Source organism: Amycolatopsis balhimycina FH 1894 (assembly GCF_000384295.1).
Lineage (GTDB): Bacteria > Actinomycetota > Actinomycetes > Mycobacteriales > Pseudonocardiaceae > Amycolatopsis > Amycolatopsis balhimycina.
The window spans coordinates 9108446-9133057 of record NZ_KB913037.1; the positions used below are offsets into that span (position 1 = coordinate 9108446).

At 72.4% G+C, this 24612-nt stretch carries 22 protein-coding genes and 1 pseudogene; 12 read left to right on the top strand and 11 right to left on the bottom strand.

The window, feature by feature from the left end; translation table 11 throughout:
- The first annotated feature begins 1 nt into the window (after position 1).
- The 3 genes from A3CE_RS58130 to A3CE_RS0142075 are packed head-to-tail and all read left to right on the top strand — an operon-like array spanning position 2 to position 2228.
- Positions 2–610, top strand: a complete 609-nt coding sequence (locus tag A3CE_RS58130; protein ID WP_020646123.1) for a hypothetical protein — start codon at positions 2–4, stop codon at positions 608–610.
- A gap of 23 nt (positions 611–633) precedes the next feature.
- Complete coding sequence (gene lspA / locus A3CE_RS0142070; RefSeq protein WP_376741705.1) at positions 634–1302, top strand: signal peptidase II; 669 nt, start codon at positions 634–636, stop codon at positions 1300–1302.
- Positions 1299–2228 carry an RluA family pseudouridine synthase gene (locus tag A3CE_RS0142075; RefSeq protein WP_020646125.1) on the top strand — a complete coding sequence of 310 codons (930 nt, stop codon included), beginning with the start codon at positions 1299–1301 and terminating at the stop codon, positions 2226–2228. The genes lspA and A3CE_RS0142075 overlap by 4 nt, the downstream gene beginning before the upstream one ends.
- Here A3CE_RS0142075 and A3CE_RS0142080 read toward each other — a convergent pair.
- The gene (locus A3CE_RS0142080; protein WP_020646126.1) at positions 2225–3226 is read right to left on the bottom strand and encodes an AsnC family protein; all 1002 of its coding nucleotides are present in this window, start codon (positions 3224–3226) and stop codon (positions 2225–2227) included. The genes A3CE_RS0142075 and A3CE_RS0142080 overlap by 4 nt on opposite strands.
- A gap of 134 nt (positions 3227–3360) precedes the next feature.
- Here A3CE_RS0142080 and A3CE_RS0142085 point away from each other — a divergent pair, with 134 nt between their 5' ends.
- From A3CE_RS0142085 to A3CE_RS0142095, 3 genes are read left to right on the top strand one after another with little or no spacing between them, the layout of a single operon-like run.
- Positions 3361–9984: a DUF885 domain-containing protein gene (locus A3CE_RS0142085; protein ID WP_020646127.1), complete on the top strand. Its 6624-nt coding sequence runs from the start codon at positions 3361–3363 to the stop codon at positions 9982–9984.
- The gene (gene fahA / locus A3CE_RS0142090) at positions 9981–11192 is read left to right on the top strand and encodes a fumarylacetoacetase (RefSeq protein WP_020646128.1); all 1212 of its coding nucleotides are present in this window, start codon (positions 9981–9983) and stop codon (positions 11190–11192) included. The genes A3CE_RS0142085 and fahA overlap by 4 nt, the downstream gene beginning before the upstream one ends.
- A 32-nt stretch (positions 11193–11224) precedes the next feature.
- Positions 11225–12265 (top strand): LLM class F420-dependent oxidoreductase, encoded by a 1041-nt coding sequence (locus A3CE_RS0142095; protein WP_020646129.1) that lies wholly within the window; start codon positions 11225–11227, stop codon positions 12263–12265.
- A gap of 77 nt (positions 12266–12342) precedes the next feature.
- Here A3CE_RS0142095 and A3CE_RS0142105 read toward each other — a convergent pair whose 3' ends face one another.
- Positions 12343–12945 carry a class F sortase gene (locus tag A3CE_RS0142105; RefSeq protein WP_020646130.1) on the bottom strand — a complete coding sequence of 201 codons (603 nt, stop codon included), beginning with the start codon at positions 12943–12945 and terminating at the stop codon, positions 12343–12345.
- A 253-nt stretch (positions 12946–13198) separates the two neighbouring features.
- On the opposite strand from A3CE_RS0142105, the gene A3CE_RS0142110 reads away from it, so the two are divergent.
- Both A3CE_RS0142110 and A3CE_RS0142115 read left to right on the top strand, forming a co-directional pair.
- Positions 13199–14140 carry a Ppx/GppA phosphatase family protein gene (locus A3CE_RS0142110; RefSeq protein WP_020646131.1) on the top strand — a complete coding sequence of 314 codons (942 nt, stop codon included), beginning with the start codon at positions 13199–13201 and terminating at the stop codon, positions 14138–14140.
- Positions 14141–14181: 41 nt separating this feature from the next.
- Positions 14182–14364 carry a hypothetical protein gene (locus A3CE_RS0142115; protein WP_020646132.1) on the top strand — a complete coding sequence of 61 codons (183 nt, stop codon included), beginning with the start codon at positions 14182–14184 and terminating at the stop codon, positions 14362–14364.
- Here A3CE_RS0142115 and A3CE_RS0142120 read toward each other — a convergent pair.
- From A3CE_RS0142120 to A3CE_RS0142130, 3 genes are read right to left on the bottom strand one after another with little or no spacing between them, the layout of a single operon-like run.
- Positions 14345–16747, bottom strand: a complete 2403-nt coding sequence (locus tag A3CE_RS0142120; protein WP_020646133.1) for a glycoside hydrolase family 65 protein — start codon at positions 16745–16747, stop codon at positions 14345–14347. The genes A3CE_RS0142115 and A3CE_RS0142120 overlap by 20 nt on opposite strands.
- The gene (locus tag A3CE_RS0142125; RefSeq protein ID WP_020646134.1) at positions 16744–17475 is read right to left on the bottom strand and encodes an HAD family hydrolase; all 732 of its coding nucleotides are present in this window, start codon (positions 17473–17475) and stop codon (positions 16744–16746) included. Before A3CE_RS0142125 ends, A3CE_RS0142120 begins: the two co-directional genes overlap by 4 nt.
- Positions 17476–17493: 18 nt before the next feature.
- Entirely contained in the window at positions 17494–17853 is a 360-nt protein-coding gene (locus tag A3CE_RS0142130) for an ArsR/SmtB family transcription factor (protein ID WP_020646135.1), read from the bottom strand.
- A 110-nt stretch (positions 17854–17963) separates the two neighbouring features.
- Between A3CE_RS0142130 and A3CE_RS0142135 the strand changes: the two genes are divergently transcribed.
- Positions 17964–18464 carry a PaaI family thioesterase gene (locus A3CE_RS0142135; protein WP_020646136.1) on the top strand — a complete coding sequence of 167 codons (501 nt, stop codon included), beginning with the start codon at positions 17964–17966 and terminating at the stop codon, positions 18462–18464.
- A gap of 18 nt (positions 18465–18482) precedes the next feature.
- Here the strand turns inward: A3CE_RS0142135 and A3CE_RS52435 are convergent, their stop codons facing one another.
- A complete protein-coding gene (locus A3CE_RS52435; RefSeq protein WP_020646137.1) occupies positions 18483–18695 on the bottom strand; it encodes a hypothetical protein in 213 nt (70 codons plus the stop codon).
- On the opposite strand from A3CE_RS52435, the gene A3CE_RS52440 reads away from it, so the two are divergent.
- The gene (locus A3CE_RS52440; protein WP_020646138.1) at positions 18669–19028 is read left to right on the top strand and encodes a pyridoxamine 5'-phosphate oxidase family protein; all 360 of its coding nucleotides are present in this window, start codon (positions 18669–18671) and stop codon (positions 19026–19028) included. The two genes, A3CE_RS52435 and A3CE_RS52440, sit on opposite strands and share 27 nt — an antisense overlap.
- Here A3CE_RS52440 and A3CE_RS0142150 read toward each other — a convergent pair.
- Complete coding sequence (locus A3CE_RS0142150) at positions 19025–20224, bottom strand: ROK family protein (RefSeq protein ID WP_020646139.1); 1200 nt, start codon at positions 20222–20224, stop codon at positions 19025–19027. The genes A3CE_RS52440 and A3CE_RS0142150 overlap by 4 nt on opposite strands.
- Before the next feature lie 100 nt (positions 20225–20324).
- On the opposite strand from A3CE_RS0142150, the gene A3CE_RS0142155 reads away from it, so the two are divergent.
- Together A3CE_RS0142155 and A3CE_RS52445 are read left to right on the top strand one after the other, a co-directional pair.
- Positions 20325–21065: a DUF427 domain-containing protein gene (locus tag A3CE_RS0142155; RefSeq protein ID WP_051183824.1), complete on the top strand. Its 741-nt coding sequence runs from the start codon at positions 20325–20327 to the stop codon at positions 21063–21065.
- 76 nt (positions 21066–21141) lie between these two features.
- A pseudogene (locus tag A3CE_RS52445) lies at positions 21142–21364 on the top strand (sigma factor); the annotation flags it as partial.
- A 191-nt stretch (positions 21365–21555) separates the two neighbouring features.
- On the opposite strand, the gene A3CE_RS0142170 reads toward A3CE_RS52445, so the two are convergent.
- From A3CE_RS0142170 to mgrA, 4 genes are all read right to left on the bottom strand, one after another.
- Positions 21556–21831, bottom strand: a complete 276-nt coding sequence (locus A3CE_RS0142170) for a cyclic-phosphate processing receiver domain-containing protein (protein WP_020646143.1) — start codon at positions 21829–21831, stop codon at positions 21556–21558.
- The gene (locus A3CE_RS0142175) at positions 21828–22697 is read right to left on the bottom strand and encodes a TIGR03564 family F420-dependent LLM class oxidoreductase (protein ID WP_020646144.1); all 870 of its coding nucleotides are present in this window, start codon (positions 22695–22697) and stop codon (positions 21828–21830) included. Before A3CE_RS0142175 ends, A3CE_RS0142170 begins: the two co-directional genes overlap by 4 nt.
- 17 nt (positions 22698–22714) lie before the next feature.
- Positions 22715–23380: a TetR/AcrR family transcriptional regulator gene (locus A3CE_RS0142180; RefSeq protein ID WP_020646145.1), complete on the bottom strand. Its 666-nt coding sequence runs from the start codon at positions 23378–23380 to the stop codon at positions 22715–22717.
- Positions 23381–23531: 151 nt separating this feature from the next.
- Entirely contained in the window at positions 23532–24560 is a 1029-nt protein-coding gene (gene mgrA, locus A3CE_RS0142185) for an L-glyceraldehyde 3-phosphate reductase (RefSeq protein WP_020646146.1), read from the bottom strand.
- Positions 24561–24612 lie beyond the last annotated feature (52 nt).

A 24612-nucleotide genomic window follows, 5' to 3' on the forward strand; every position in this document is an offset into this window, starting at 1 on the left:
GATGGGGAGAGGGCCGCGTTTCTGGTTTCCGCTGGCACTGCTGGGGTTCGCCCAGATCGGGTTGGCCGCGGTGCAGCTGGCGGCACGCCGTAGCCGAGCCGAGAGCGAGGCCGCGAACCTCCTGCTCGGACCGGCCGTCCCGGACGGCGCGACGGTGTACAGCGAGGCGTACCGGATGCCCCTGGACTATTTCCACTCGTCGCCGCGTGGCCTCCCCGAAGGGCCCGCGTGGCTGGTCACGCTCGGCGTGGTGGTCGCCGGCACGGCCGTCTGGTACGCGTTCGCCCACCGGCCGGTCCGCACCGGGCGGTTCGTCCTCGGCGCGGTCGCCGCGCTGCTCGCCGTCCCGCTGCTCGACCTGGCCGGGTCCTGGCAGTTCCGGCTCGACGACGGCCTGCGCGGCCCACTGCTGGCCACGCTCGGCCTGCTCGTGCTCGCCGCGTACGAGCGCAGCCGGTTCGTCCTGCTCACGGCGGCCGCGTTCGCCCTGGTCGCCGTGGTGCTCTCGGCGGACCTCGTGGGGGTGCTGGCCTCGGCGATCGTGCTGCTCGCCGCGGCCTTCACCGCCCTGCTGCGACGCCGCCACGACACCGCCGCCGACACGCCGTGACCAGCGCCGTGGACAATGGACCGGTGAGCACCGAGCCCAGCCACTCCGAACCCGACACCGCCGCGCCCGCCGAGGCCGGGCCCGATCCCGAGGCCGTGCCCGATCTCGAGGCCGACGCGCCCGAGAACCCGGAGGTCCCGGCGAAGCCGTTGCTGCCGAAGCGGCGGGTCGGCTGGGTGTTCGCGGTCGCCGCCGTGTTCTGGGCGATCGACCTGGTGACGAAGAACCTGGTCGTCGCCAACCTGGAGGGCAAGGAGCCGGTCAAGGTCCTCGGCGGGCTGATCTACCTGCAGGTCATCCGCAACCCGGGTGCCGCGTTCTCGATGGCCACCGGCATGACGTGGGTGCTCGCGCTGGTCGCGCTGGCCGTCGTCATCGCCATCATCTGGCTGTCGCGGCGGCTGCGGTCGATCGGCTGGGCGATCGGCCTCGGCCTCGTGCTCGCCGGCGCCACCGGCAACCTGACCGACCGCATCTTCCGCGCGCCCGGCGGGCTGCAGGGCCACGTCGTCGACTTCATCTCGGCGTTCGCCCCCAACGGCAAGGGCTTCGCGATCTTCAACATCGCCGACTCGGCGATCTGCGTCGGCGGCGCTCTGATCGTGCTGCTGTCGCTGCTGGGCAAGGACTACGACGGCACGTCGACCAAGGACAAGAAGAAGATCGAGAAGACTCAGGAGGAGCAGGCGTGAGCTCGCGGATGCTCCCGGTGCCCGACGGGCTCGACGGGATGCGGGTCGACGCCGGCCTCGCCAAGCTGCTCGGCCTTTCGCGCACCGTCGTCGCGGAACTGGCCGAATCCGGGGACGTGCTGCTCGACGGCCGTCCCGCGGGCAAGTCCGACCGCCTCTCCGGGGGTGGCCTGCTGGAGATCACCCTCCCGGAGCCGGCGAACCCGGTCGAGATCGTCGCCGAGCCGGTCGCGGGCATGCAGATCCTCCACGACGACGACGACATCGTCGTGATCTCCAAGCCGGTCGGGGTCGCGGTGCACCCGAGCCCGGGCTGGACCGGCCCGACCGTCGTCGGCGGCCTCGCCGCGGCGGGCCTGCGCATCGCGACGTCGGGCGCGGCCGAGCGCCAGGGCGTCGTGCACCGGCTCGACGCGGGCACCACCGGCGTGATGGTGGTGGCCAAGAGCGAGCACGCCTACACGGTGCTGAAGCGCGCGTTCAAGGAACGCACGGTCGACAAGGGCTACCACGCGATCGTCCAGGGCCACCCGGACCCGATGCGCGGCACGATCGACGCGCCCATCGACCGGCACCCGCGCCACGACTACAAGTTCGCGGTCGTCCAGGGCGGCCGCCCGAGCGTCACGCACTACGAGGTCGTCGAGGCGTTCCGGGCGGCGTCGCTGACGCACATCAAGCTCGAAACCGGGCGGACGCACCAGATCCGCGTTCACTTTTCGGCGCTGCGGCACCCCTGCGTCGGTGACCTGACCTACGGCGCCGACCCGGTCCTGGCCCGGCACCTCGGCCTGAACAGGCAGTGGCTGCACGCGAAGACTCTGGGATTCGCGCACCCGGCGGACGGCCGGTGGGTCCAGTTCGAGTCGGAGTACCCGGACGACCTGGCGAAGGCCCTGGAAACCCTGCGCGACGAGAGCTACTAGTCCTCGATCGACCAGGTCAGCGTGCGCTCGTCGGGCTCCGGCCGCGGGCTCCAGCGGACCGAGACCACGCGGGTGGCGTCCGGGAGGACGTACACCGTGTGGCCGCCGAGCGTTTCGCCCGGCTTGACGCCGATCTTGTGCGGCGGCCGCGACGTCAGCGACACCGGGGCCTTGCCGATCGCCTTGCCGTCGGCGGCGAGCAGCTCGAGGTAGTTGTCCGGCAGCGACGCGAACGGGATCGCCCCGCGGTTGGTGATCTCGGTGTGCACGACCACCGCGCGTTCGCCCTCTTCCAGGCGGTACCCGGCCGCGCCGAAGAGGTAGTCCGCGGGGTCCTGGACTTCCAGCAGCTGCACCGACAGCTGCTCGCCCTCGAGACCGAGGGTCTCCATGACCTCGCCGAGCCTGCCCCGCTTGCCGGTCGCGGGCGCACCCGGGCGGGCGGGGTCGTCGCCGCGGGCCCACGACGCCGTCTGCGGCAGGCCCCACGTGCTCACGGCCGGGTCGAGCGGCACCGGCGGCGGGGTGAACCGCGGCGGCTGCGGCCGCGGCGGCGGGCCGGGGAACCGCCCCGACGGCGTGCCCTGCACGGTGTAGGGCCCAGAAGGCGCGCCCTGGACGTTGTACGGCCCCGATGGCGCGCCTTGGACGGTGTAGGGCCCAGAAGGCGCGCCCTGGACGTTGTAGGGACCCGACGGCACGCCCTGGACCGGCGGGACCGGCTGCTGCGGCACCGGCTGCGACGGCGGGGCCGGGACCTGCTGCGGGGGCCGGTTCGCCCACGACGGCGGGGCGCCGGCGATCGCCGCCCGCAGCCCCTGGGGGTCGCTCTCGACGCCGACGAGCAGGGGGAGCCCGCTGCCGGAGAGGGCGACCAGCCGGTAGGCGACCTCGCGGGGATCCATGCCGACCTTCGCCGCCAGCTCGTGTACCGCGGCCTTGCCGAGGTCGGCGAGCGCGGCGAGCAGACGGGTATCCACGGGATCGGTCACGGCCACTCGGGGAACGCTACCGCCTCGCCGGCGCGCTCGTGCCGAAGGCCGTCCGCCCCCGGCGAACGGTCCGCCGTTCTTGTCGGTGATCTCCGTTAGGGTCGGCCGGGAGTACATCAGCCGAAGCTGGGGGGCCTGCCATGACCGCGGTCATCGAACTCGCCGACGAGTTCGTCGAAGCGCTGTTCGACGCCGATCCGCTGACGCCGGCTCTGCTGGGCGTCCGCCCGGCGGAGCCCGGCCTGCCGGACCTGTCCGCCGAAGCCGAGCAGGCGTTCCGGGCCCGGCTCGAGACGTTCCTCGAGCGGGCCCGCGCGCTGGAAACCGGCGGCCTGTCCGCCGAGGACAGGATGACCCGCGAGGTCCTGATCAGCTCGGCCGAGTCCCGTATCGCGGCCATCGACTCCCGCATGGTGGAGTTCACCGTCACGAACCTCTTCGTCGCGCCCGCGGCTTCGCTGCTCACCGCCCTGCCGATGACGACGGTGACGGCGGGCGCGGCCGCGGAGGCCCAGCTCGGGCGGCTGGCCGCCGTCCCGGAGTTCCTGCGCCAGGCCGCGCGGCGGCACGCCGAGGGCCTCGCCGACGGCCTGCTCCCGGTGGCCCATGTGGTCGACGCCGCCGTCGCGCACCTCGACCGCTACCTCGCCGAGCCGGCGGCCGACCCGCTGCGCCGCCAGCCGGCGCCGGACGAGGAGTTCGAGCGGCGGCGCGACGAACTGCTCGCCGACGTCGTCCGCCCGGCCTTCGCCGAGTACCGCCGGTTCCTCGTTGACGAGGTGAAGCCGCACGGGCGGCCCGCGGACCGGCCCGGTCTGTCGTGGCTGCCCGGCGGCGACGCGGCGTACGCCGGGCTCGTGCGGATGCACACGACCACCGAGCTCACTCCGCAGGAACTGCACCGGATCGGTCTCGACGTCATCGCTTCGCTCGCCGTCGAGTACCGCGAGCTGGGGCTGAAGGTATTCGGCACCGACGACCTGGCCGAGATCTTCGAGCGCCTGCGTGCCGACCCCGCGCTGCGCTGGCGCAATGGTGACGAGCTGCTGGACACCGCCCGTACGGCCGTCGCCCGGGCGGCCGCCGAGGCCCCGAAGTGGTTCGGCCGCGTCCCGGCGGAGCAGTGCTCGGTCGAGGCGGTGCCGGCGGAGGTCGCGCCCGGCGCGCCCTCGGCGTACTACCTGCGGCCGGCCGCCGACGGCTCGCGGCCCGGCATCTACTTCGCGAACACCCACGAAGCCACCGAGCGGTTCCGGCACACGGCCGAGGCGACCGCCTTCCACGAAGCCGTGCCCGGGCACCACTTCCAGCTCAGCCTCGCCCAGGGCCTCACCGAACTGCCGCTGCTGCGCCGCATCGGCAACTTCACCGCCTACACCGAGGGCTGGGGCCTCTACAGCGAGCGCCTGGCCGACGAAATGGGCCTCTACTCCGACGACGTCGCGCGGCTCGGCATGCTGACCGCCGACTCCGTGCGGGCGGCCCGGCTCGTCATCGACACCGGGCTGCACGCGCTGGGCTGGAGCCGGCAGCAGGCCGTGGACTACTTCCTCGAGCACACGCCGGAGGCGCGCGTCGAGATCGAGTCCGAAGTGGACCGTTACATCGCGTGGCCGGGCCAGGCGCTGGCGTACATGGTGGGGCGTCTGGAAATCCAGCGGATCCGCACCGGCGCCGAGGAGCGGCTCGGCTCGCGGTTCGACGTCCGGGCGTTCCACGACCTCGTGCTGGCCGGCGGCTCGCTGCCGCTGCCCGCGCTGGCGTCCGTCGTCGACGAGTGGGTGGCCGGGCACGGCGACACCGCCGACGGCCTGGCGAGCGAGCTCGTCGAGCTGACGTTCGAACAGGAGCCGCTGGAGCCGTCGATCCTCGGTCTGCCCGGCGGCCACGACCGGCTCGCCGACCAGTCGCGCGAAGCGCGGGAGCGTTTCCACGCGGCGTACACGGCTCTCGCTGCCCGTGCGCGGGCACTGGCCACCGGCAGCCTGACACCGGAAGAGGCCGTGACGCGGGAGGTCGTGATCGCCGCCGCCGAGGTCGAGGCCGACCGGCTGGCCTCGCGGACGGCCGACATCTCCGTCAGCGACGGGCTCACCGCCCCCGCACTGGGGCTGCTCACGTACCTGCCCTACTACAAGCTGGACAACGAGAAGAAGGCGCGCGGCTACCTCACCCGGCTCGCCGCGATCGAGCCGTTCCTCGCCACGCTCACCGAGCGGCAGCGTCAAAGCCTCGGCGAGGGGCTCGTCCCGCCGGCCTACCTCGCCCGTGCCGGCGCCGAGTACATCGACCGCTACCTCGCCGCGCCGGACACCGATCCGCTGAAGGCCGGCACGACCGCGGCCGTCGAGGGCTTCGAAGCCGAGCGCGATCGCCTCCTCGCGGAGGTCGTCCACCCGGCGTACGCGCGGTATCGCGACTTCCTTCGCACCGAGGTGGCACCGGCCGGCCGGCCGGACACCGCGCCGGGCATCGGCGACCTGCCGGGCGGGGCGGAGCGGTACGCGGCGCTGATCCGCGCGGAGACGACGACCGAGCGCACGGCGCAGGACCTGCACGACACCGGTCTGGCGATCATCGAGAAGCTGGCGGGGGAGTACCGCGAGCTGGGCGCGAAGGTGTTCGGCACCAGCGATCTGGCCGAGATCTTCGACCGGCTGCGCACCGACCCGGCCCTGCGGTGGCGCGACGGCGACGAGCTGCTGTCCGCGGCCCGAGACGCCATCGCGCGGGCCGAAGCCGTGGCGCCGCAGTGGTTCTCGCGGATCCCGGTGGAGAAGTGCGAGGTCGCGCCGGTGCCCGAAGCCGACGCGGCGAGCGGCACGATCGCCTACTACCTCGAGCCGTCGCTCGACGGTTCGCGGCCGGGCACCTACTACGCCAACACGTACGAGGCGGCCAAGCGGCCGCGGTTCACCAGCGAGGCGATCGCGTTCCACGAAGCCGTGCCGGGCCACCACTTCCAGCTCAGCCTGGCCCAGGAGCTGCGGGACCTGCCGCTGCTGCGGCGAGTCGGCATGTTCAACGCCTACGCCGAGGGCTGGGGGCTCTACGCCGAGCGGCTCGCGGACGAGATGGGCCTGTACTCCGACGACGTCGCGCGCTTCGGCATGCTCACGCAGGATTCCATGCGGGCGGGCCGGTTGGTCGTCGACACCGGCCTGCACGCGCTCGGGTGGAGCCGGCAGCAGGCCGTCGACTTCCTGGCCGGGCACACGCCGATGGCACAGCTGGAGATCGAGGCCGAAATCGACCGGTACGTCGGCTGGCCGGGGCAGGCGCTGGGCTACATGGTGGGGCGCCTGGAGATCGAGCGGCTGCGCGCCGAAGCCGAGCAGGCGCTGGGCGAGCGGTTCGACATCCGCGACTTCCACGAGGTCGTGCTCGGCCACGGCATGCTCCCGCTGTCCGCGCTGGCCAAGGTGGTCACGGACTGGGTGGCGAGCCGGGGCGACACCCCGGACAAGCTGGCCGACGACCTGGTCGAGCTGAACTTCGCCCGGCAGCCCGTCTACCCGTCGGTGTTCGGCCTGCCGGGCGACCACGACAAGCTGCCCGACCCGGGAGCCGAAGCGCGGTTCCGCGACGGCTACGCCGCGATCGTCGCGCGGGCCGAGGCGCTCGACCCCGCGGGGCTGACGGCGGCGGAGCGCGTCACCCGGGAAGTGGTGCTGTCCCAGGCCAAGACCGAGATCGACGAGATCGACTCGCGCCGGGCCGACCTCGCGGTCAGCGACGGGCTCGGCGCGCCCGCGCTGCAGCCGCTGCTCTACCTGCCGCAGACGGTGCTGGACGACGAGCCGAAGGTCCGCGGCTACCTGGCCCGGCTGGCCGGCATCGGCGGCTACCTCGACGCGTGGATCGCCCGGCAGCGGGCCGCGGTGGCCGAGGGGCTCGTGCCGCCGGACTTCCTGGTCCGCACCGGCATCGGTTACGTCGACCGCTACCTCGGCGCGCCCGGGAGCGACCCGCTGCGGGTGACACCGCCGTATGCGCTCGAAGGCTTCGAGGCCGAACGAGACCGCCTCCTCGAGGAGGTCGTCCGGCCGGCGTACGCGCGGTATCGCGCTTTCCTGGCCGACGAGGTCGCGCCGGTGGCCCGGCCCGAAACGTCGCCGGGCATCGGGCACCTTCCGGGTGGGCAGGAGCGGTACGCCGCCCTGATCCGCGTCGAGACGACGACCGAGCGCACGGCACAGGACCTGCACGAGACCGGCCTGGCGCTGATCGCAAAGCTCGCGGAGGAGTACCGGGAGCTGGGGGCGAAGCTGTTCGGCACCACCGATCTCGCCGAGATCTTCGAGCGGCTGCGCACCGACCCCGTCTTGCGCTGGCGCGACGGGGAGGAACTGCTGGCCGGGGCCCGCGCCGCCATCACCCGGGCGGAAGCCGTCGCCCCGCAGTGGTTCTCCCGCGTGCCGGAGCAGAAGTGCGAGGTCGCGCCGGTGCCCGCGGCCGAAGCCGCCAGCGGCACGATCGCGTACTACCTGCGGCCGTCGCTGGACGGGACGCGGCCGGGCGTCTACTACGCCAACACCTACGAGGCGGCCAAGCGGCCACGGTTCACCAGCGAGGCCGTCGCGTTCCACGAAGCCGTGCCGGGCCACCACTTCCAGCTGTGCCTCGCGCAGGACCTGACCGGCCTGCCGCTGCTGCGCCGGATCGCGCACGTCAACGCCTATGGCGAAGGGTGGGGCCTGTACGCCGAGCGGCTCGCGGACGAGATGGGCCTGTACTCCGATGACGTCGCGCGGCTGGGCATGCTGACCCAGGACTCGATGCGCGCCGGCCGCCTGGTGGTCGACACGGGCCTGCACGCGCTCGGGTGGAGCCGGCAGCAGGCCGTCGACTTCCTGGCCGGGCACACGCCGATGGCGCGGCTGGAGATCGAGGCGGAGATCGACCGGTACGTCGCCAACCCGGGGCAGGCGCTGGGCTACATGGTGGGGCGCCTGGAGATCCAGCGGCTGCGCGCCGAAGCCGAGCGGGAACTGGACGACCGGTTCGACATCCGCGAGTTCCACGATGTCGTGCTCGGCAGCGGGACGCTGCCGCTGCCGGTGCTGTCCGGGGTGGTCGCCGACTGGGTGGCGGGCCACCGCGACACGCCCGACCGGCTCGCCGACGAGTGCCTGGAGCTGATGTTCGAGGCGCAGCCGCTCTACCCGTCGGTGTACGGCTTGCCGGGCACGCACGACAAGCTCGCCGACCAGACCGCCGAAGCGGCCGCCCGGTACCGCGCCGGGCTCACGCGGATCATCGCCCGGGCGGAGGCGCTCGACGCGGCGGCACTGACGCCGGCCGGGCGCGTCACCCGTGACGTCGTGATCTGGCAGGCGCGCACGCAGATCGACGTGCTGGACTCCGGCCGGGCCGACATCGCGGTCAGCGACGGGCTGGCGGCGCCGGCCCTCGAACTGCTGACGGAGCTGCCGCAGACGGTGCTCGACGACGAGGCCAAGGCCCGCGGCTACCTGAGCCGGCTCGCCGCGATCGGCACGTACCTGGACCAGCTGATCGAGCGGCAGCGGGCCGCGCTCGCCGAGGGGCTGACGCCGCCGGAGTTCCTGGCGCGCATCGGCGTCGGCTACGTCGAGCGCTACCTCGGCGACCCGGCGAACGACCCGCTGAAGGTCCCGGTCCGCGGGCTCGAGGCCGAGCGCGACCGCCTGCTGGCCGAAGTGGTGCGGCCCGCGTATGCGCGGTACCGCGACTTCCTGGCCGAGGAGGTCGTCCCGGTCTCGCGGCCGGAGACGTCACCGGGCATCGGCGACCTGCCGGGTGGGCCGGAACGGTACGCGGCGCTGATCCGCGCGGAGACGACGACCGAGCGCACGGCGCAGGACCTGCACGAGACCGGTCTGGCGATCATCGAGCGGCTGGCGGGGGAGTACCGCGAGCTGGGGGCGAAGGTGTTCGGTACCACCGAGCTGGCCGAGATCTTCGACCGGATCCGCACGGACCCGGCGTTGCGCTGGCGGGACGGGGACGAACTGCTGCAAGCCGCCCGGGAAACCATCGCACGGGCGGAAACCGTGGCGCCCCAATGGTTCTCGCGTATTCCGGAGGGGCGTTGCGAGGTCGCGCCGGTGCCGGCCGCGGAGGCGGCAAGCGGGTCGATCGCGTACTACATCGAGCCGTCGCTGGACGGTTCGCGGCCGGGCACCTACTACGCGAACACCCACGAGGCGGACCAGCGGCAGCGGACGCTCGGCGAATCGGTCGCGTTCCACGAGGCCGTGCCGGGGCACCACTTCCAGCTGGCGCTCGCCCAGCAGCTGACCGGCGTGCCGTTGCTGCGGCGGGTCGGCATGTTCAACGCCTACGCCGAGGGCTGGGGGCTCTACGCCGAGCGGCTCGCGGACGAGATGGGGCTGTACTCGGACGACGTCGCCCGGCTCGGGCTGCTGACGCAGGACTCGATGCGAGCGGCGCGGCTGGTGGTGGACACCGGCCTGCACGCGCTGGGCTGGAACCGGCAACGCGCCGTCGACTACCTGCGCGACAACACCCCGATGGCGCAGATCGAGATCGAGGCGGAGATCGACCGCTACGCCGGCCACCCCGGCCAGGCGCTCGGCTACATGGTGGGGCGCCTGGAGATCGAGCGGCTGCGGGCCGAGGCCGAGCGGACGCTGGGCGAGCGGTTCGACATCCGCGAGTTCCACGACACGGTGCTCGGCAGCGGAACCCTGCCGCTCCCGGTGCTGGCGGACGTGGTGGCCGACTGGGTGGCGGCGCGAGCCGCCCGAGACGAGGAGTGACCGTGACCTGGCTCGAGCTCGCCGATGACACGCCGTTCGGTCTGGACAACCTTCCCTACGGCGTCTTCTCGGTCGCCGGGGCGCCCGCGCGGCGGATCGGTGTTCCGGTCGGTGACCGGGTGCTCGATCTGACCGCCGCGGCCGCCGAGACGGCGGCCGCGTTCGCCCCGCTGCTCACCGCCGGGGTGCTCAACCCGCTGCTGGCCGCCGGGCCCGGCACCTGGCGGGACGTCCGCGCAAGCGTCCGGGAATGGCTGACCGAACCCCGGTACGCCGACCGGCTCCGGCCGCATCTGGTCTCCTCGACCGAGGTGACCACACACCTGGCGTTCGAGGTCGCCGACTACGTCGACTTCTACTCCAGCGAGCAGCACGCCCTCAACGCCGGCAAGATCTTCCGGCCCGACGCCACCGAGCTGCCGCCGAACTGGAAGCACCTGCCGATCGGCTACCACGGCCGGGCCGGCACGGTGGTGGCCTCCGGCACGCCGGTCGTCCGGCCGCACGGGCAGCGCAAGCCCCGCGCCGCCGAGGCGCCGTCGTTCGGGCCTTCGCAGCGGCTGGACATCGAGGCGGAGGTCGGGTTCGTCGTCGGCGTTCCGTCCACTGTGGGCACCCGCGTGTCCACCGCGGACTTCGCGGACCACGTGTTCGGCGTCTGCCTCGTCAACGACTGGTCGGCGCGGGATATCCAGGCCTGGGAGTACCAGCCGCTGGGCCCGTTCCTCGGCAAGTCGTTCGCGACGTCGGTGTCGCCGTGGGTCGTCCCGCTCGCCGCGCTGGAGCACGCCCGCGTCGACGGCCCGCCGCAGGACCCGGAACCCTTCGAGTACCTGCGGACGGCCGGGAAGTGGGGGCTGGACCTGGTGCTGGAGGTCCGGCTCAACGGCCACCTGGTGTCGAGCCCGCCGTTCGCGACCCAGTACTGGACGGCCCCGCAGCAGCTGGCGCACATGACGGTCAACGGGGCGAGCCTGCGCACCGGCGACCTGTTCGCGTCGGGCACGGTGACCGGTCCGGAACGCGAGCAGCGCGGCTCGTTCCTGGAACTGTCGTGGGGCGGGCGGGAGCCGTTCGAGCTGCCGGGCGGGGAAACCCGCACGTTCCTCGAAGACGGGGACGAGGTGGTGATCAGCGCGACGGCCCCCGGGCCGGGTGGCGCGCGGATCGGCATGGGGGAGGTGCGCGGGACGGTGGTCCCGGGCTAGGCTAAGCGCACGCTTAGTCCGGGAGGATGCTCATGAGGATCGGGACCGCGATCAGCTACGCCGGAGGTTTCGGCGAAAGCGTCGCCGACATCGTCGAACTGGAGAAGGCCGGCCTCGACGTCGTCTTCGTGCCGGAGGCGTACTCGTTCGACGCCGTCAGCCAGCTCGGCTACCTGGCCGCGAAGACCGAGCGCGTCCAGCTCGCGTCGGGCATCTTCCAGATCTTCACCCGCACGCCGACGCTGACCGCGATGACCGCCGCCGGGCTCGACTTCGTCTCCGACGGGCGGTTCATCCTCGGGCTCGGCGCGTCCGGCCCGCAGGTCATCGAAGGCTTCCACGGCGTGAAGTACGACGCGCCGCTGGCCCGCACCCGCGAGATCGTCGAGATCTGCCGCCAGGTGTGGCGCCGCGAACGCGTCGTGCACGAGGGCAAGCACTACACGATCCCGCTGCCGCCCGAGCAGGGCACCGGGCTGGGCAAGCCGCTGAAGCTGATCAACCACCCGGTGCGCGAGCGGATCCCGGTGCTGCTGGCCTCGCTCGGCCCGAAGAACGTCGCGCTCACCGCCGAGATCGCCGAGGGCTGGCAGCCGATCTTCTTCCACCCGGAGAAGGCCGCCGACGTCTGGGGCGAGTCCCTCGCCGCGGGCAAGGCGAAGCGCGACCCGGCGCTGGGCGAGCTGGACACGTTCGTCACCGTGGCCCTGGCGATCGGCGACGACGTCGAGCCGCTGCTCGACCACGTCCGCCCGATGGTGGCGCTGTACGTCGGCGGGATGGGCGCGCGGGGCAAGAACTTCTACAACGACCTGGCCTGCCGCTACGGCTACGAGGCCGAGGCGAAGCTGATCCAGGACCTCTACCTCGACGGCAAGAAGGAGGAAGCCGCGGCCGCCGTCCCGGCGGAGCTGCTGCGCGCGATCTCCCTGGTCGGCCCGGCGGCCTACGTGAAGGAGCGGCTGGCGGCCTTCGCCGACGCCGGCGTGACGACGCTGGTGGTGAGCCCGCTGCAGCCGGGCCGCGAGGCGCGCGTGGCGGGAGTGTCGCAGCTGCGCGAGCTGATCGGCTGAGCGGCAAAGTACGTGATGGCCACCTTGAGGAACTTCAAGTTCCTCAAGGTGGCCATCACGTACTTTGCCGCGCCCGGTCAGGCCGGGGCCGCGTAGATCGCGACCCGGGGGCCGCTGAGGGCGGGGTCGTCGTGGGTGCCGTCGCTGGTGATCAGCCGCAGCTCCGGGCCCGTTCCTTCGGGGGCGATCAGCGTGCTGTCCGGCTCGGCGGCGGGGAACAGGGCCGTCGTGCGGACCGTGAAGCGGGCCTCGCGGCCGCGTTCGTCGCGGACGAGGATCGTGTCGCCCGGCTTCAGCGTGTCCAGGCGGGCGAACGCGCCGGCGGAATAGCCGAAGCCGGAGTGCCCGGAAAACACCGCGACGCCGGGGGCGCCGGGGACCGGGCCGTCGGCGAACCAGCCGACGCCGAGGGCCGTGCCGGGCTGCTCCCGGCGGCCTCCGACGTGGCCGAGGCCGACCACGTGGTTCAGCGCCAGGCCGAGTTCGGGGACCATGAGCGCCGCCGGCCGGGCGCCGGCCGGCGCGGACGGGTCCGTGGACGCCGCGCCGGAGGTCACCGTCGTGGCCGGGGCGAGCACCGCGGCGACGCCGAGCAGGACGCAGCCGAGCCCGGCCACGACCGCGAGCACGACCGCGGCCGGCCGCGCGAGCTCGGATCGCCGCTCGGGCCGTTCGCTCACTTTTCGCTGCTCCCGCCACTGCTGATGTCCGGTGAATCGCATCGTGGCCGCGGGCGTTACCGAAACGTGTCCACCGCTACAGGGATTCACTCAATCGGGTTATCCCACTGTGACCTTCGCATCAGAAAGACACGTCCGGAGGGGGCCAATGGCGTCGATATCCGGCGGAACGGCGTGACATCGGACATCATTGCTGGTTTGAAGCCTTCGAACTGGGGATATTCATCGAGGCGGAAGTGAGGTGCGCCGAGCTGTGCGAAAAATCGAAGAGGCCGCGGTGGGCGTGCTGGACGTCGGTTCGTTCAGCGCCCGGCTGGTCGTGGTGCCGGTGGACGGCTCGCCGCAGGAGCCGGTGCTGAACCACCAGACCCGGCTTCGCCTGGACCGCGAGCTCGACGGCCGCGGCCGGCTCACCGACCGGGGCATCTCGGCCGTCACGGCGGCCGTCGCCGCCGGGATGACCACGGCGTACCGCCACGGGGTCACCGGTGTCTACCCGCTCGCGACGTCTTCGATCCGCGACGCGGCCAACGCGGCGGAAATCGTCCGGCACGTGGCCGGGGAAACCGGCGTCGAGCTGCGATTCCTCTCCGGCCGCTACGAGGCCGAGCTGACCTACCTGGCCGCCCGCCGCTGGTACGACGCGGACGCCTGCCCGATGCTGGTGCTCGACATCGGCGGCGGGACCGTCGAGCTGGCCGCCGGATGTGGTGAGAAGGCGACGTTCGCGCGCTCGCTGCCGTTGGGCGCCCGGTCGATGACGCGGGACTGGCTGCCGTCCGAGCGCGTGTCGAACAAGCAGGTCAAGGCCTTGCGAGCGCACGCGCTCGACGTCGTGGGCACCGCGCTGCGGGCCGCGGACGTCGAGGACCCGTGCGTCGTCGGCTGTTCGAAGGTGCTGCAGCAGCTCGCGCGGCTGGCGGGCGCCCGCCCGGGGAAGTGCCGTGAACTGCGGCTCGACGACCTGCGGGCGTGGATCCCGCGGCTCGCCGCGCTGCCGCCGTCGAGGCGGGCGAAGCTGCCCGGCATCTCCCGCAGCCGTGCCCACCAGGCCCTCGCGGGCGCGATCGTGGCGGAAGCGCTGCTGACGGTCGCGGGCGGCAAGGTGGCGATCTGCCCCTGGTCCACCCGTGACGGCCTGCTCCTCACCCTGCAGGACAAGGCGAGAGCCGCGGCGGCGAAACGGGCGGCCTGATCAGCTGGCCGTGGCCCGGAAAACCGGGTATTCCGGAACACATGAGCGAGCAGCAGCGCATCCACGCCCACGACGACGAAGACGACGAACTCCCGAAGCTGCCGAAGCCCGGCCAGCTGACCCACGACGTGCCCACCGCGCCCGATCCGGACGTCAGCCCGGGTGGGACCGAAGAGGTTCCGGCCCCACCCGCGCGCGACGTCGTCAGCGACCTTCCTCAGTGACAGGGTTGGTCGGCTCCGCGTACTGACGCACCATTTCCGAGTCGCGCCGCATCGGGGCGCGGCCCGGCGGCTGCTTCGGCGGTTCTCCCGCGTCGATCTTCGGGATCGCGAACCGCTGCGGCTCGCCGGTGATCGTGATGCGCTCGTCGTGGTGCAGCACTTCCAGGGGAGCACCGGCCACCACGTGGTAGGTGGCCTGGTCACGGTCGATCTCGACCTGGAACCGGGTGCCGCGGAACATCAGCCGGAAGGTGATCCGGTCCAGCTGCGGCGGCAGCCGCGGCGCGAACGAGAGCGTCCCGCCGTGGTCGCGCAGGCCGCCGAACCCGGCCACCGCGCCCTGCCACGCCCCGGCCAGCGACGCCATGTGCAGGCCGTTGCGGACGTTGTTGTGCACGTCGTGCAGGTCGGTCAGCGCGGCCTCGGCGAGGTAGTCGTAGGCCAGCTCGAGGTGACCCACCTCGGCGGCGATGACCGCCTGCGTCCCCGCCGACAGCGAGGAGTCGCGCACGGTCCTCGCCTCGTAGTAGGCGAAGTCGCGGGCCTTCTCCCGCGGGCTGAACGAGTCACCGCACAGGTGCAGCGCCAGCACCAGGTCCGCCTGCTTCACGACCTGCTTGCGGTAGAGGTCGAAGTACGGGAAGTGCAGCAGCAGCGGGTAGTAGGCGGGGTCGGTGCCCTCGTAGTCCCACTCGTCGTGGTCGAGGAACCCCTCCGACTGGGGGTGCACGCCGAGTTCTTCGTCGTAGGGCAGGAACATCGCCGCGGCGGCCGCGCGCCACGAGTCCAGCTCGACGGTGTCGACCGCGAACCGCGCGGCCACGTCCGGCTGCCGCTCGCACGAGTCCGCCGCGGCCAGGAGGTTCCGCCGCGCCATCAGGTTCGTGTAGACGTTGTTGTCCGCCACCGCCGAGTACTCGTCCGGCCCGGTGACGCCGTCGATGCGGAACGCGCCGTGCCGGTCGTGGTGGCCCAGCGACGCCCACAGCCGCGCGGTTTCCAGCAGCAGCTCGGTGCCGTAGTCGCGCTCGAACTCCTCGTCGCCGGTGGCGTTGAGGTAGCGCAGGACGGCGTCGGCGATGTCCGCGCTGACGTGGAACGCCGCCGTGCCCGCCGGCCAGTACGCCGAGCACTCGGCGCCGTTGATGGAGCGCCACGGGAAGGCCGCGCCGCGCAACCCCAGCTGGTGCGCGCGTTCCCGCGCTTTGTCCATTGTGGAGTGCCGCCAGCGGAGGGCGTCGCGCGCCGCGTCCGGGATGGTGTAGGTGAGCACCGGCAGGACGAAGGATTCGGTGTCCCAGAAGGCATGCCCGTCGTAGCCGGGCCCGGTCAGTCCCTTGCCGGCGATCGCGCGGCTCTCGCCGCGGGCCCCGGCCTGGAGGATGTGGAACAGCGCGAAGCGGACGGCCTGCTGCAGCTCGGGATCGCCGTCGATCTCGACGTCCGACGTCGCCCAGTAGTCGTCGAGGAACTCGCGCTGCTCGGTGAGCAGGCCCTTCCAGCCCGTCTGGCGGGCGCCGGCCAGCGCGGCCTCGACCTGCGAGCGCAGCGCGGGTACCGAGCGCTGCGCGGACCAGCCGTAGGCGAGGAACTTGGTGATCCGCAGCCGGCTGCCCTGGGGGACGTCGACCGCGACCGTCAGCCGCGCGAGGTCCTCCTCGGCGTGGATGCGGGCACGGATCCCGTCGTCCACCTCGATCTTGTGGTCCATCGCCGCGGCCATCCGCAGCCCGGACCGGCGGGTCTGGTGCACCAGCACGGCGTTGTACTCCGACGCGCGGTGGAACTCGCTCACCAGCGGTGCCTCCAGCGCGGCGGCCACCCGCGGGTCGCTGGTGTCGGACTCGATCGGCTCGTTGGCGAGCAGGTCGGACTGCACGACCAGCTGCAGGTCCTCGTCGAGCGGCTCGACCTCGTACCGGATCGCGGCGATCGCGCGCTGGGTGAACGACACCAGCCGCTCGGTGCGCACGCGGACCCGCCGTCCGGTCGGCGACGACCACTCGGTGCTGCGGCACAGCGTGCCCTTGCGGAAGTCGAGCACGCGGTCGTGCTTGGTGGCGGCGCCGTAGCGCATGTCGAGCGGTTCGTCCTCGACGAGCAGCCGGATGATCTTGCCGTCGGTCACGTTGACGACGGTCTGGCCCTCTTCGGGGTAGCCGTAGCCCGCTTCGGCGTAGGGGAGTTCGTGCTGCTCGTAGAACCCGTTGAGGTAGGTGCCGGGCAGCCCGCGCGGCTCGGCCTCCTCGAGGGTGCCGCGCAGGCCGATGTGGCCGTTGGACACCGCGAACGCCGATTCGGTGCGCTGCAGGGCGTCGACGTCCATGCCGCGCCACCGCAGTTCCCACGGCGAGCACTCGTAGCCGTGTACCTCTTCGCTCATCGGTCCTCCAGGAGGTCGGCGAGGTCGTCGACGACGATGTCGGCCCCGTGGGCCCGCAGTTCGGCGGCCTGGTCGGCCCGGTTCACGCCTACGACGTACCCGAAGCCGCCGGCTTTGCCCGCCTGGACGCCGGACTGGGCATCCTCGAAGACGGCCGCGTGCGCGGGTTCGACGCCGAGCGCGGCGGCGCCGGCCAGGAACGAGTCCGGCGCCGGCTTGCCGTTGAGGTGCTGCTCGCGGATGACGATGCCGTCGATCCGGGCTTCGACGAACTTGCTGAGGTCGCCGCCGTCCAGCACCTTCGCGCCGTTCGCGGACGACGTCACCACGGCGATCCGCAGGCCGGCGGCCTTGACCGCTTCGAGGTAGCGGACCGAACCGGGGTAAGGATTGACGCCGCGCTCGTCGATGATCTTCAAGACGAGCTCGTTCTTGCGGTTGCCGACGCCGTTGACGGTCGGGTCGTCCACCGGGTCGTCCGGTTCGCCCTCCGGCAGCACGATCTCCCGTGACCGCAGGAACTCGCGCACGCCGTCGGCGCGGGGGCGGCCGTCCACATAGGCCGCGTAGTCATGGTCGGTGAACTCGGCGAAGCCGGCGCCGTCGCGCGTGCGGAGAAACTCGTCGAACGTCCGCTTCCAGGCCTCGCGGTGGAGGACCGCCGTGCCGGTCAGTACTCCGTCGAGGTCGAACAGGCAGGCCGTGATGGTCTCGGGCAATCCCGTCATGCCCGCACGCTACCGGTCCTAGGTGTCGTTCGCGGGTTGTTTGGCATGCGGGCGCACCCGATGGATGAGTTCGTGCACGGTCGCGTCGGCGAGCCGGTACCGCACCACCCGGCCGGTGCGCTGGGGCGTGACCAGCCCGTGGGCCCGCAGCAGCCGCAGGGCCTGCGACACCGCCGTGTCGGTCATGCCGGTGGCCGCGGCGAGGTCGGTGACGCTGATCTCCCTGGCGTAGTGGATCGAAACCAGGAGCGCGAGCCGGGACGGGTCGGCGACCACGGAAAACCGCTGGGCCCACTCGTCGATGACGGCGCGGTCGCCCAGCCCGTCGACCGCCGCCGCGACGCGTTCGGGGTCGATCAGCTTGCGGTCGGTGCTCACCCTCGGATGATTCCACACCGCCGGTGGCCTGGGTCACGCCCGCTTGACGCCGCCGGTGCCCAGGGGCGAGTCTGCGGATTAAGACAGCTGTCATAGTCCGAGGAGCCGAGATGACCGACGTCGAAGCGCAGGTCCGTTCGAAGACCATCACCTGGCAGGACCCCCTGGAGACCGCCCGGCTCGGCGCCACGATGTCCGGCCTCGAGTACATGACGGCGATCGCCGAAGGGCGCGTCCCGCCCGCGCCGATCGCCGCGCACTTCGGCATGCGCTGGGAGCGCGTCGAAGCCGGCGAGGTCGTCGCGGTCATCGAGCCGGACGAGTCGCTGTACAACCCGATCGGCATGGTGCACGGCGGCGTCGCGGCCACGCTGCTGGACTCGGTGGTCGGCTGCGCGGTGCACACGACGCTGCCGGCCGGCGTCGGCTACGCGTCGGTCGAGCTGAAGGTCAGCTACCTGCGGGCGATCCACGCGGGCCGCGGCGAGATCCGGGCCACCGGCCGGGTCGTGAAGGAGGGCTCGCGGATCGCGTTCGCGGAGGGGGAGATTCGCGACGCCGAGGGGAAGCTGCTGGCGACGGCGTCGGGGACCTGCGTGATCACGCGCTAGTGCGGTCGCGTCCGGGGGTCACCGCGGTGGCCGGACCCGCCGGGCGCGGATCGCGTCGTCGCCACCGTGACGGCCGATGACCGCCGCCAGGAGTGCGCGCGCGTCTTCGACGCGTTCCGTGCCGTATTCGCCCTCCAGTTCCTCCTGAAGTTCCCGGCGCAGCGCCCGCGTCGCTTCGACGGCGGCCAGCGCGTGCTCGGTCAGGTGCAGCAGCTTCGTCCGCGCGTCCACCCGATCTGGGAGCACACCCCGGACGGCCTGGTCGGCCGGCTGTTCACCCGGCCGACGCCGGTGAAGCTCGCGCACCTGGCGGCGTCGCCGTACGTGTCGTGCTCGTACTGGGACCCGCAGCACGAGGTCGCGGTGGCGGAGTGCCGCGCGGAGTTCGAGGACGACGAGGAGACGCGCAAGTACCTGTGGGACCTCTTCGCGGCCGCGCCCGAACCACTGGGCTTCGATCCGAAGATCCTCGGCGGCGAGGACCACCGCGACCCGAAGATCACGGTGCTGCGCCTTACCCCGTGGCGGTTGTCGACGGGCGGCGAAGCCTGGCGAGCGGCTTAGGCGGCGCCCACCCGGCGGTCGAAGACCAGGCCTTCCGCGGCCCGCAGCCCCACGCTGATCGCGCCGGTCAGCACCGCGTCCTCGCCCAGTTCGCCCTGGACCACCTTCGGGACCAGGGGCGTGAACGCCCGCAACGCGCGGTCGATCGGCTCCAGCAGCAGGTCCGCCGCCGTGCCCATGCCGCCGCCCAGGACGATCAGCTCCGGGTCGATCACCGCCGCCACCGAGGCCACCGTGTACGCGAGCCGGTCGGCTTCCGTCTGCACCGCGCGCCGGGCGAGCTCGTCGCCTTCGCGGGCCAGGCGGAACACCTCGCGGGCCGATTTCGCCGTGCCCAGGCCGAGTTCGCGGGCGCCCTGGACGACCGACTGGGCCGCGGTCGCCTCTTCGAGGTGACCGCGGGCGGGCGGCGTGCCCGGCTCGTCGGCCGCGCGCGTGCGGCCGTAGGGCAGGTAGCCGATCTCGCCCGCCGCGCCCGTCGCGCCGCGGAACACCCGGCCGTCGACCATCATGCCCATGCCGACGCCGGTGCCGATCGTGATGCAGCCGAACACCGACGCGCCGCGCGCGGCCCCGCTCTCCCACTCGCCGACGGCGGTGAGGTTCGCGTCGTTCTCCACCATCAGGTCCGGGCCCAGCGCGGCTTCGAGGTCGTCGATCAGCCCGGCCCGGCCCCAGCCCGGCAGGTTCGGCGCGTGCCGGAAACACCGCTTGTCCGGATCGGCGACGCCGGGGGAGCCGACCACGCGGACGACGATGTCGCCCGCCGAAAGACCGGCCTCGGCGACCGCCGCGGCCGCGATCTTCCCGACCGCGGTCACCAGCGCCGCGCCGGACCGCGCGGTGTTGCGCTCGTCGCGGCGCGCCACCAGCGTGCGACCCAGGTCCGACACGGCGACGCGGAGGTGCTCGCGGCCGATGTCGACGCCCAGCACGTACCCCGCGGTGGGGTCGGCCTCGTACAGCACCGCCGACCGCCCGGTGCCGGTGGACGTCTGCCCGGTCGGGCGCGCCAGCCCCGCGGCCTCGAGTGCCAGGAGGGCCTGGCTGACCGTCGGCTTCGACAGCCCGGTGTCCTTCGCCACCTGCGGCCGCGTCGCCGGCCCGCTGCGGCGCAGCAGGTCGAGCACCGCCCGCTGGTTGATCTTGCGCATCCCGGCGGGGGTACCGACCGTGGGGATTTCTACGCCGGCCACCCGTGCCCGCCTCCTGTCGTCCTCGTCCTGCCTGCCACGCTAGCCGCCCCGGCCCGGTTTCCGCCGGAATACCCCTGCTCCGGACCCTGTTGACCGGGACATGAGCATTCCGGTACGCGGCCGGGTCCGCGTGGCACAAGGCGCGAAACGGGTACGCGTGTTCCTCGGCGGGCAGGTCGTCGCGGACACGGTGCACCCCCTCCTGGTGTGGGAAGTTCCGTACTACCCCACGTACTACATCCCGCGCGCGGACGTCGTGAGCGGCGTACTCACCCCTTCCGGCCGGACGTCGCACTCGCCCAGCCGCGGGGAAGCTGTTCTGTCGACGATAAAGGGTGGCGGAGCCGAGGCGGTGGACGGCGCGCTGGAGTACCCCGATTCGCCGATCGAACAGCTCCGGGACCACGTCCGGTTCGAGTTCGCCGCGTTCGACTGGTTCGAAGAGGACGAACAGATCTTCACGCACCCGCGCGACCCCGGCGTCCGCGTCGACATCCTGCCGAGCTCCCGCCACGTGCGGATCGAGGTCGGCGGCGTCACCGTCGCCGACTCGGTGCGCCCGCACCTGCTGTTCGAGACGGGCCTGCCGACCCGCTACTACCTGCCCCGCGTGGACGTCCGGATGGACCTGCTTGCGAAGATCGGCACGGTCACCCACTGCCCGTACAAGGGTGCCGCCGAGCACTTCGACGTCGCCGGGCACGACGACCTCGCCTGGAGCTACCCGACGCCGCTGCCGGAGAGCACCCGCGTGGCCGGCCTGGTGGCCTTCCTCGACGAAAAGGTGGACGTCTACCTCGACGACGTCCGGCAGGAGCGCCCGAAGACGAAGTTCGCCTGATCCGCGTATAACGACCTATACGGTGTGGCTCGGAGCCGCGTGACCGGCCGGTCACGCGGCTGTATGTTCACGGATCATGACCCACGGTAAGGACGACGACCGCGTCACGGCTCTGGCCCTGTCCGCCGGCCGCGATGACCGGCGTGCCCTCGACGAGTGGGTCCGCGCCACGCAGGCCGACGTCTGGCGCTTCCTCGCGCACCTCACCGACGCCGCCGGCGGCCGATGATCTGACGCAGGAGACCTACCTTCGCGCGTTCGGGAGCCTTCGCCGCTTCGCCGGGCGCTCGTCGTCGCGGCGAGGACCTGCTCGAAGCTCGCCGCGAACGCGGCTCTGACGCCGGCTGAAGCAGCCCGTGGGGCCGTCCGGCACTGTGGCGGCGCACACATTCGGCGGCTCGCTGACCGACTCGGCGGACATCCCCGGGCTGGGCGCGGCGCTGCGGGCGCTGAACCTCTTCCCGGAGGCGGCCCAGCTCCCGGCGCCGTGCTAGCGGGCTCCGGGCCCGTACCGCCGCGCCATCCCGGTCAGCCACTCGCGGCCGACCGGGTTGGCGGTGTGGACGCGCACCTCGGGCGGCCAGCGGTCGTGCTCGCACAGCCAGCGCACCACCGGGCGGGTCGTGTCGTCGCCGCCGAGGTCGTGGTCGAGGGAGATCGCGGCGAACTCGCCTGCTTGGAGACAGGCGATCGCTTCCGCGCTCGACTTCGCCCACGTCCAGCCGTCCGGGGCCGGCCGCAGGTCGTCCACCCAGAGCCGGTTCACCCGGCCAGCAGTTCGCGCGTGCGGGCCTGCTCCTCCGGCGACCCGAAGGGCATCACCAGCAGTTCCGTCGCGCCCGCGTCCTCGAGGGATTTCACCTGGCGCCGTACGGTTTCCTCGTCGCCGACGATCGCGCTGTCCGAGACGCGTTCGTGGCCGTCGCGGTCCAGGCTGGAACGGTAGGCGGGGATGTTCGCCACTCCGCCGTAGGTCTCGTCGACCCACCGCCTGGCTTCGTCCACTTCGGACGTCACGCAGATCAGCTGTCCCGAGACGATCCGGGACGCGGTGCCCAGGGCAGGCACCACGAACTCGCCGGTGGCCCGCGGGCCCGCCCACGTCGTGATCACGCCGTCGGCGAATTCTCCGGCCAGGCGCGTCGATTGCGGGCTCACCGAGCCGATCAGCACGGCGGGCCGCTTCGCGCCGGGAGTGTCCAGTCCGGCCGCGGCGGTCAGCGACTCGCCGTGGAAGTCCGCCTTTTCGCCACGCAGCAACGGGTCCAGGGCCTGGAGGTACTCGCGGAGGTGCCGGATCGGGCGGTCGTAGGAGTAGCCGAATTGCTGCTCGACGATGAACCGGTGGCTCAGCCCGACGCCGAGGTGGACGGGTACCCCGGTCGCGGCCTGGACGGTCAGTGCCTGCCCGGCCATGGTGATCGGGTGCCGCGAGTACGTCGGCACGACGCACGTGCCCAGTTCGAGCCCGGGTGCGGCGGCGTTGAGCGCGGGCAGCGCGGTGAGTGCGTCCCAGCCGCCGCGCTGGGCGAGCCAGAGCGTGCCGTAGCCGAGCTTCGCCGCTTCGCGGGCTTGTGCGGTCATGGCGTCGAAGCCGACGCCGAGTTCGTCGATCATGATTCCGGTGCGCATGGGCCCTCCCAGGGGTTTCAGTACGCGCGTTCGAGTTGTTTCCGGTCGAGCGAGGCGGCTTCGGTGAACAGCTCGACGGCTCGCGGTGCCACCGCGCGCAGTTGCCTGGTCGAGAGGGCGAGCGGTTCGAAGGCGTGCGCGACGGTGTCGGCGATCAGCGCCGGCTCCGGTGGGGGTGTGCCGACGAGGAAGCCGTGCAGCACCGCTCCGAAGGCGACGGCGAGTTCGCGGGCGGGCCGGTCGGTGCGGAGCAGGTCGTTCGCCGCCAGCAGTTCGAGGTATTCGACGAACGCCTCGTGGTGGCGCGGGTCCAGTTTCTCGTGCAGTTTCGGCAGCAGCTTGCCGAGCGTGTCGGTGTCGTCGGTGTACACGGAGTGCAGCAGCGGACGCCCCAGCGTTTTCGCGTAGAAGACCTCGGTCATCCGCGACAGCCGCACGAGGAGGGGGTCGGCTGCCATCGCCGTCACGAGGTCTTCGATGTTGCGCACCGATTCCCGGAGCAGCGCGGCGACGAACAGTTCCTCGCGGTTCTTCCAGTGCAGGTAGACGGTGCCCTTGCCGACGAGGGCACGCTCGGCGACGTCCTCGATCGTCGTGCGGCGGTAGCCGACCCGCGAAAGCAGTTCCGCCGCGGCGTCGAGGATCCGTTCGGCGCGTTCGGCGCGGTCTTCGGCAGGGGGCACTGTGCCATCATATGACCAAATACGAAATCTGGTCAAACGTTGGCCGAGAAGACGGCCGGGGGCAGGTGCCCCCGGCCGTCTCGCCGAAATTGTCGGTGCCCACCGGTAGCGTGGAAAACGGGGGGGGGGGCGCCCCCGCGGCCCGCCGGGCTCAGGCGTCCGACGAACGCTTCCAGAGGTTGATGCCCGCGTCGGTCGCGTGGCCGTCGATCTCGGTCAGCTCCTCGGACGAGAACTCCAGGTTGCCGAGCGCGCCGACGTTGTCCTCCAGCTGCTTCACGCTGCTCGCGCCGATCAGCACCGACGTCACGCGGTGATCGCGCAACGCCCAGGCCAGGGCCAGCTGCGCCAGCGACTGCCCGCGGCGGCCGGCGATCTCGTCGAGCGCGCGAACCCGGCCCAGCCGGTTCTCGTCGAGGGTGTCCGGGTCGAGGGACTTGCCCTGCGCGGCGCGGGAGTCCGCCGGGACGCCCTTCAGGTACTTGTCCGTCAGCAGGCCCTGCGCCAGCGGCGAGAACGCGATGCAGCCCGCGCCCGCCGTCTCGAGCGTGTCGAGCAGCCCGTCCTCCTCGATCCAGCGGTTCAGCATCGAGTACGACGGCTGGTGGATCAGCAGCGGCGTGCCGAGCTCCCGCAGGAGCCGGGCCGCCTCGGCGGTCCGTTCCGAGTTGTACGAGGAAATCCCGACGTAGAGCGCCTTCCCGGCGCGGACGGCGCTGTCGAGCGCCCCGACGGTCTCTTCCAGCGGCGTCTCGGGGTCGAAGCGGTGCGAGTAGAAGATGTCGACGTAGTCCAGGCCCAGCCGGCCGAGCGACTGGTCCAGGGAGGACAGCAGGTACTTGCGGGAGCCCCACTCGCCGTACGGGCCGGGCCACATGTCGTAGCCCGCCTTGGTGGAGATCACCAGCTCGTCGCGGTACGGCTTGAAGTCGCCGGCCAGCAGCCGCCCGAAGTTCTCCTCCGCCGAGCCGTAGGGCGGGCCGTAGTTGTTGGCCAGGTCGAAGTGGGTGATGCCGAGGTCGAAGGCACGGCGGGTGATGGCGCGCTGGGTTTCCAGCGGGCGGTCGTGGCCGAAGTTGTGCCACAGCCCGAGCGAGATCGCCGGCAGCTTGAGCCCGGAACGCCCGCAGCGCCGGTAGGGGATCGAGTCGTATCGGCCGGAAGCGGCAACGTAGGTCACGCGGCCGATGCTAGCCCGCTCTTCGGGTACGCTCCGGGTGAGCGACCGCTTA

Excerpts from the sequence above, each read along its gene's own strand:
- A3CE_RS58130 (WP_020646123.1), top strand. The coding sequence starts at position 2 with ATGGGGAGAGGGCCGCGTTTCTGGTTTCCGCTGGCACTGCTGGGGTTC.
- A3CE_RS0142085 (WP_020646127.1), top strand. The coding sequence starts at position 3,361 with ATGACCGCGGTCATCGAACTCGCCGACGAGTTCGTCGAAGCGCTGTTC.
- A3CE_RS0142095 (WP_020646129.1), top strand. The coding sequence starts at position 11,225 with ATGAGGATCGGGACCGCGATCAGCTACGCCGGAGGTTTCGGCGAAAGC.
- A3CE_RS0142115 (WP_020646132.1), top strand. The coding sequence starts at position 14,182 with ATGAGCGAGCAGCAGCGCATCCACGCCCACGACGACGAAGACGACGAA.
- A3CE_RS0142120 (WP_020646133.1), bottom strand. The coding sequence starts at position 16,747 with ATGAGCGAAGAGGTACACGGCTACGAGTGCTCGCCGTGGGAACTGCGG.
- A3CE_RS0142125 (WP_020646134.1), bottom strand. The coding sequence starts at position 17,475 with ATGACGGGATTGCCCGAGACCATCACGGCCTGCCTGTTCGACCTCGAC.
- A3CE_RS0142135 (WP_020646136.1), top strand. The coding sequence starts at position 17,964 with ATGACCGACGTCGAAGCGCAGGTCCGTTCGAAGACCATCACCTGGCAG.
- A3CE_RS0142155 (WP_051183824.1), top strand. The coding sequence starts at position 20,325 with ATGAGCATTCCGGTACGCGGCCGGGTCCGCGTGGCACAAGGCGCGAAA.
- A3CE_RS0142175 (WP_020646144.1), bottom strand. The coding sequence starts at position 22,697 with ATGCGCACCGGAATCATGATCGACGAACTCGGCGTCGGCTTCGACGCC.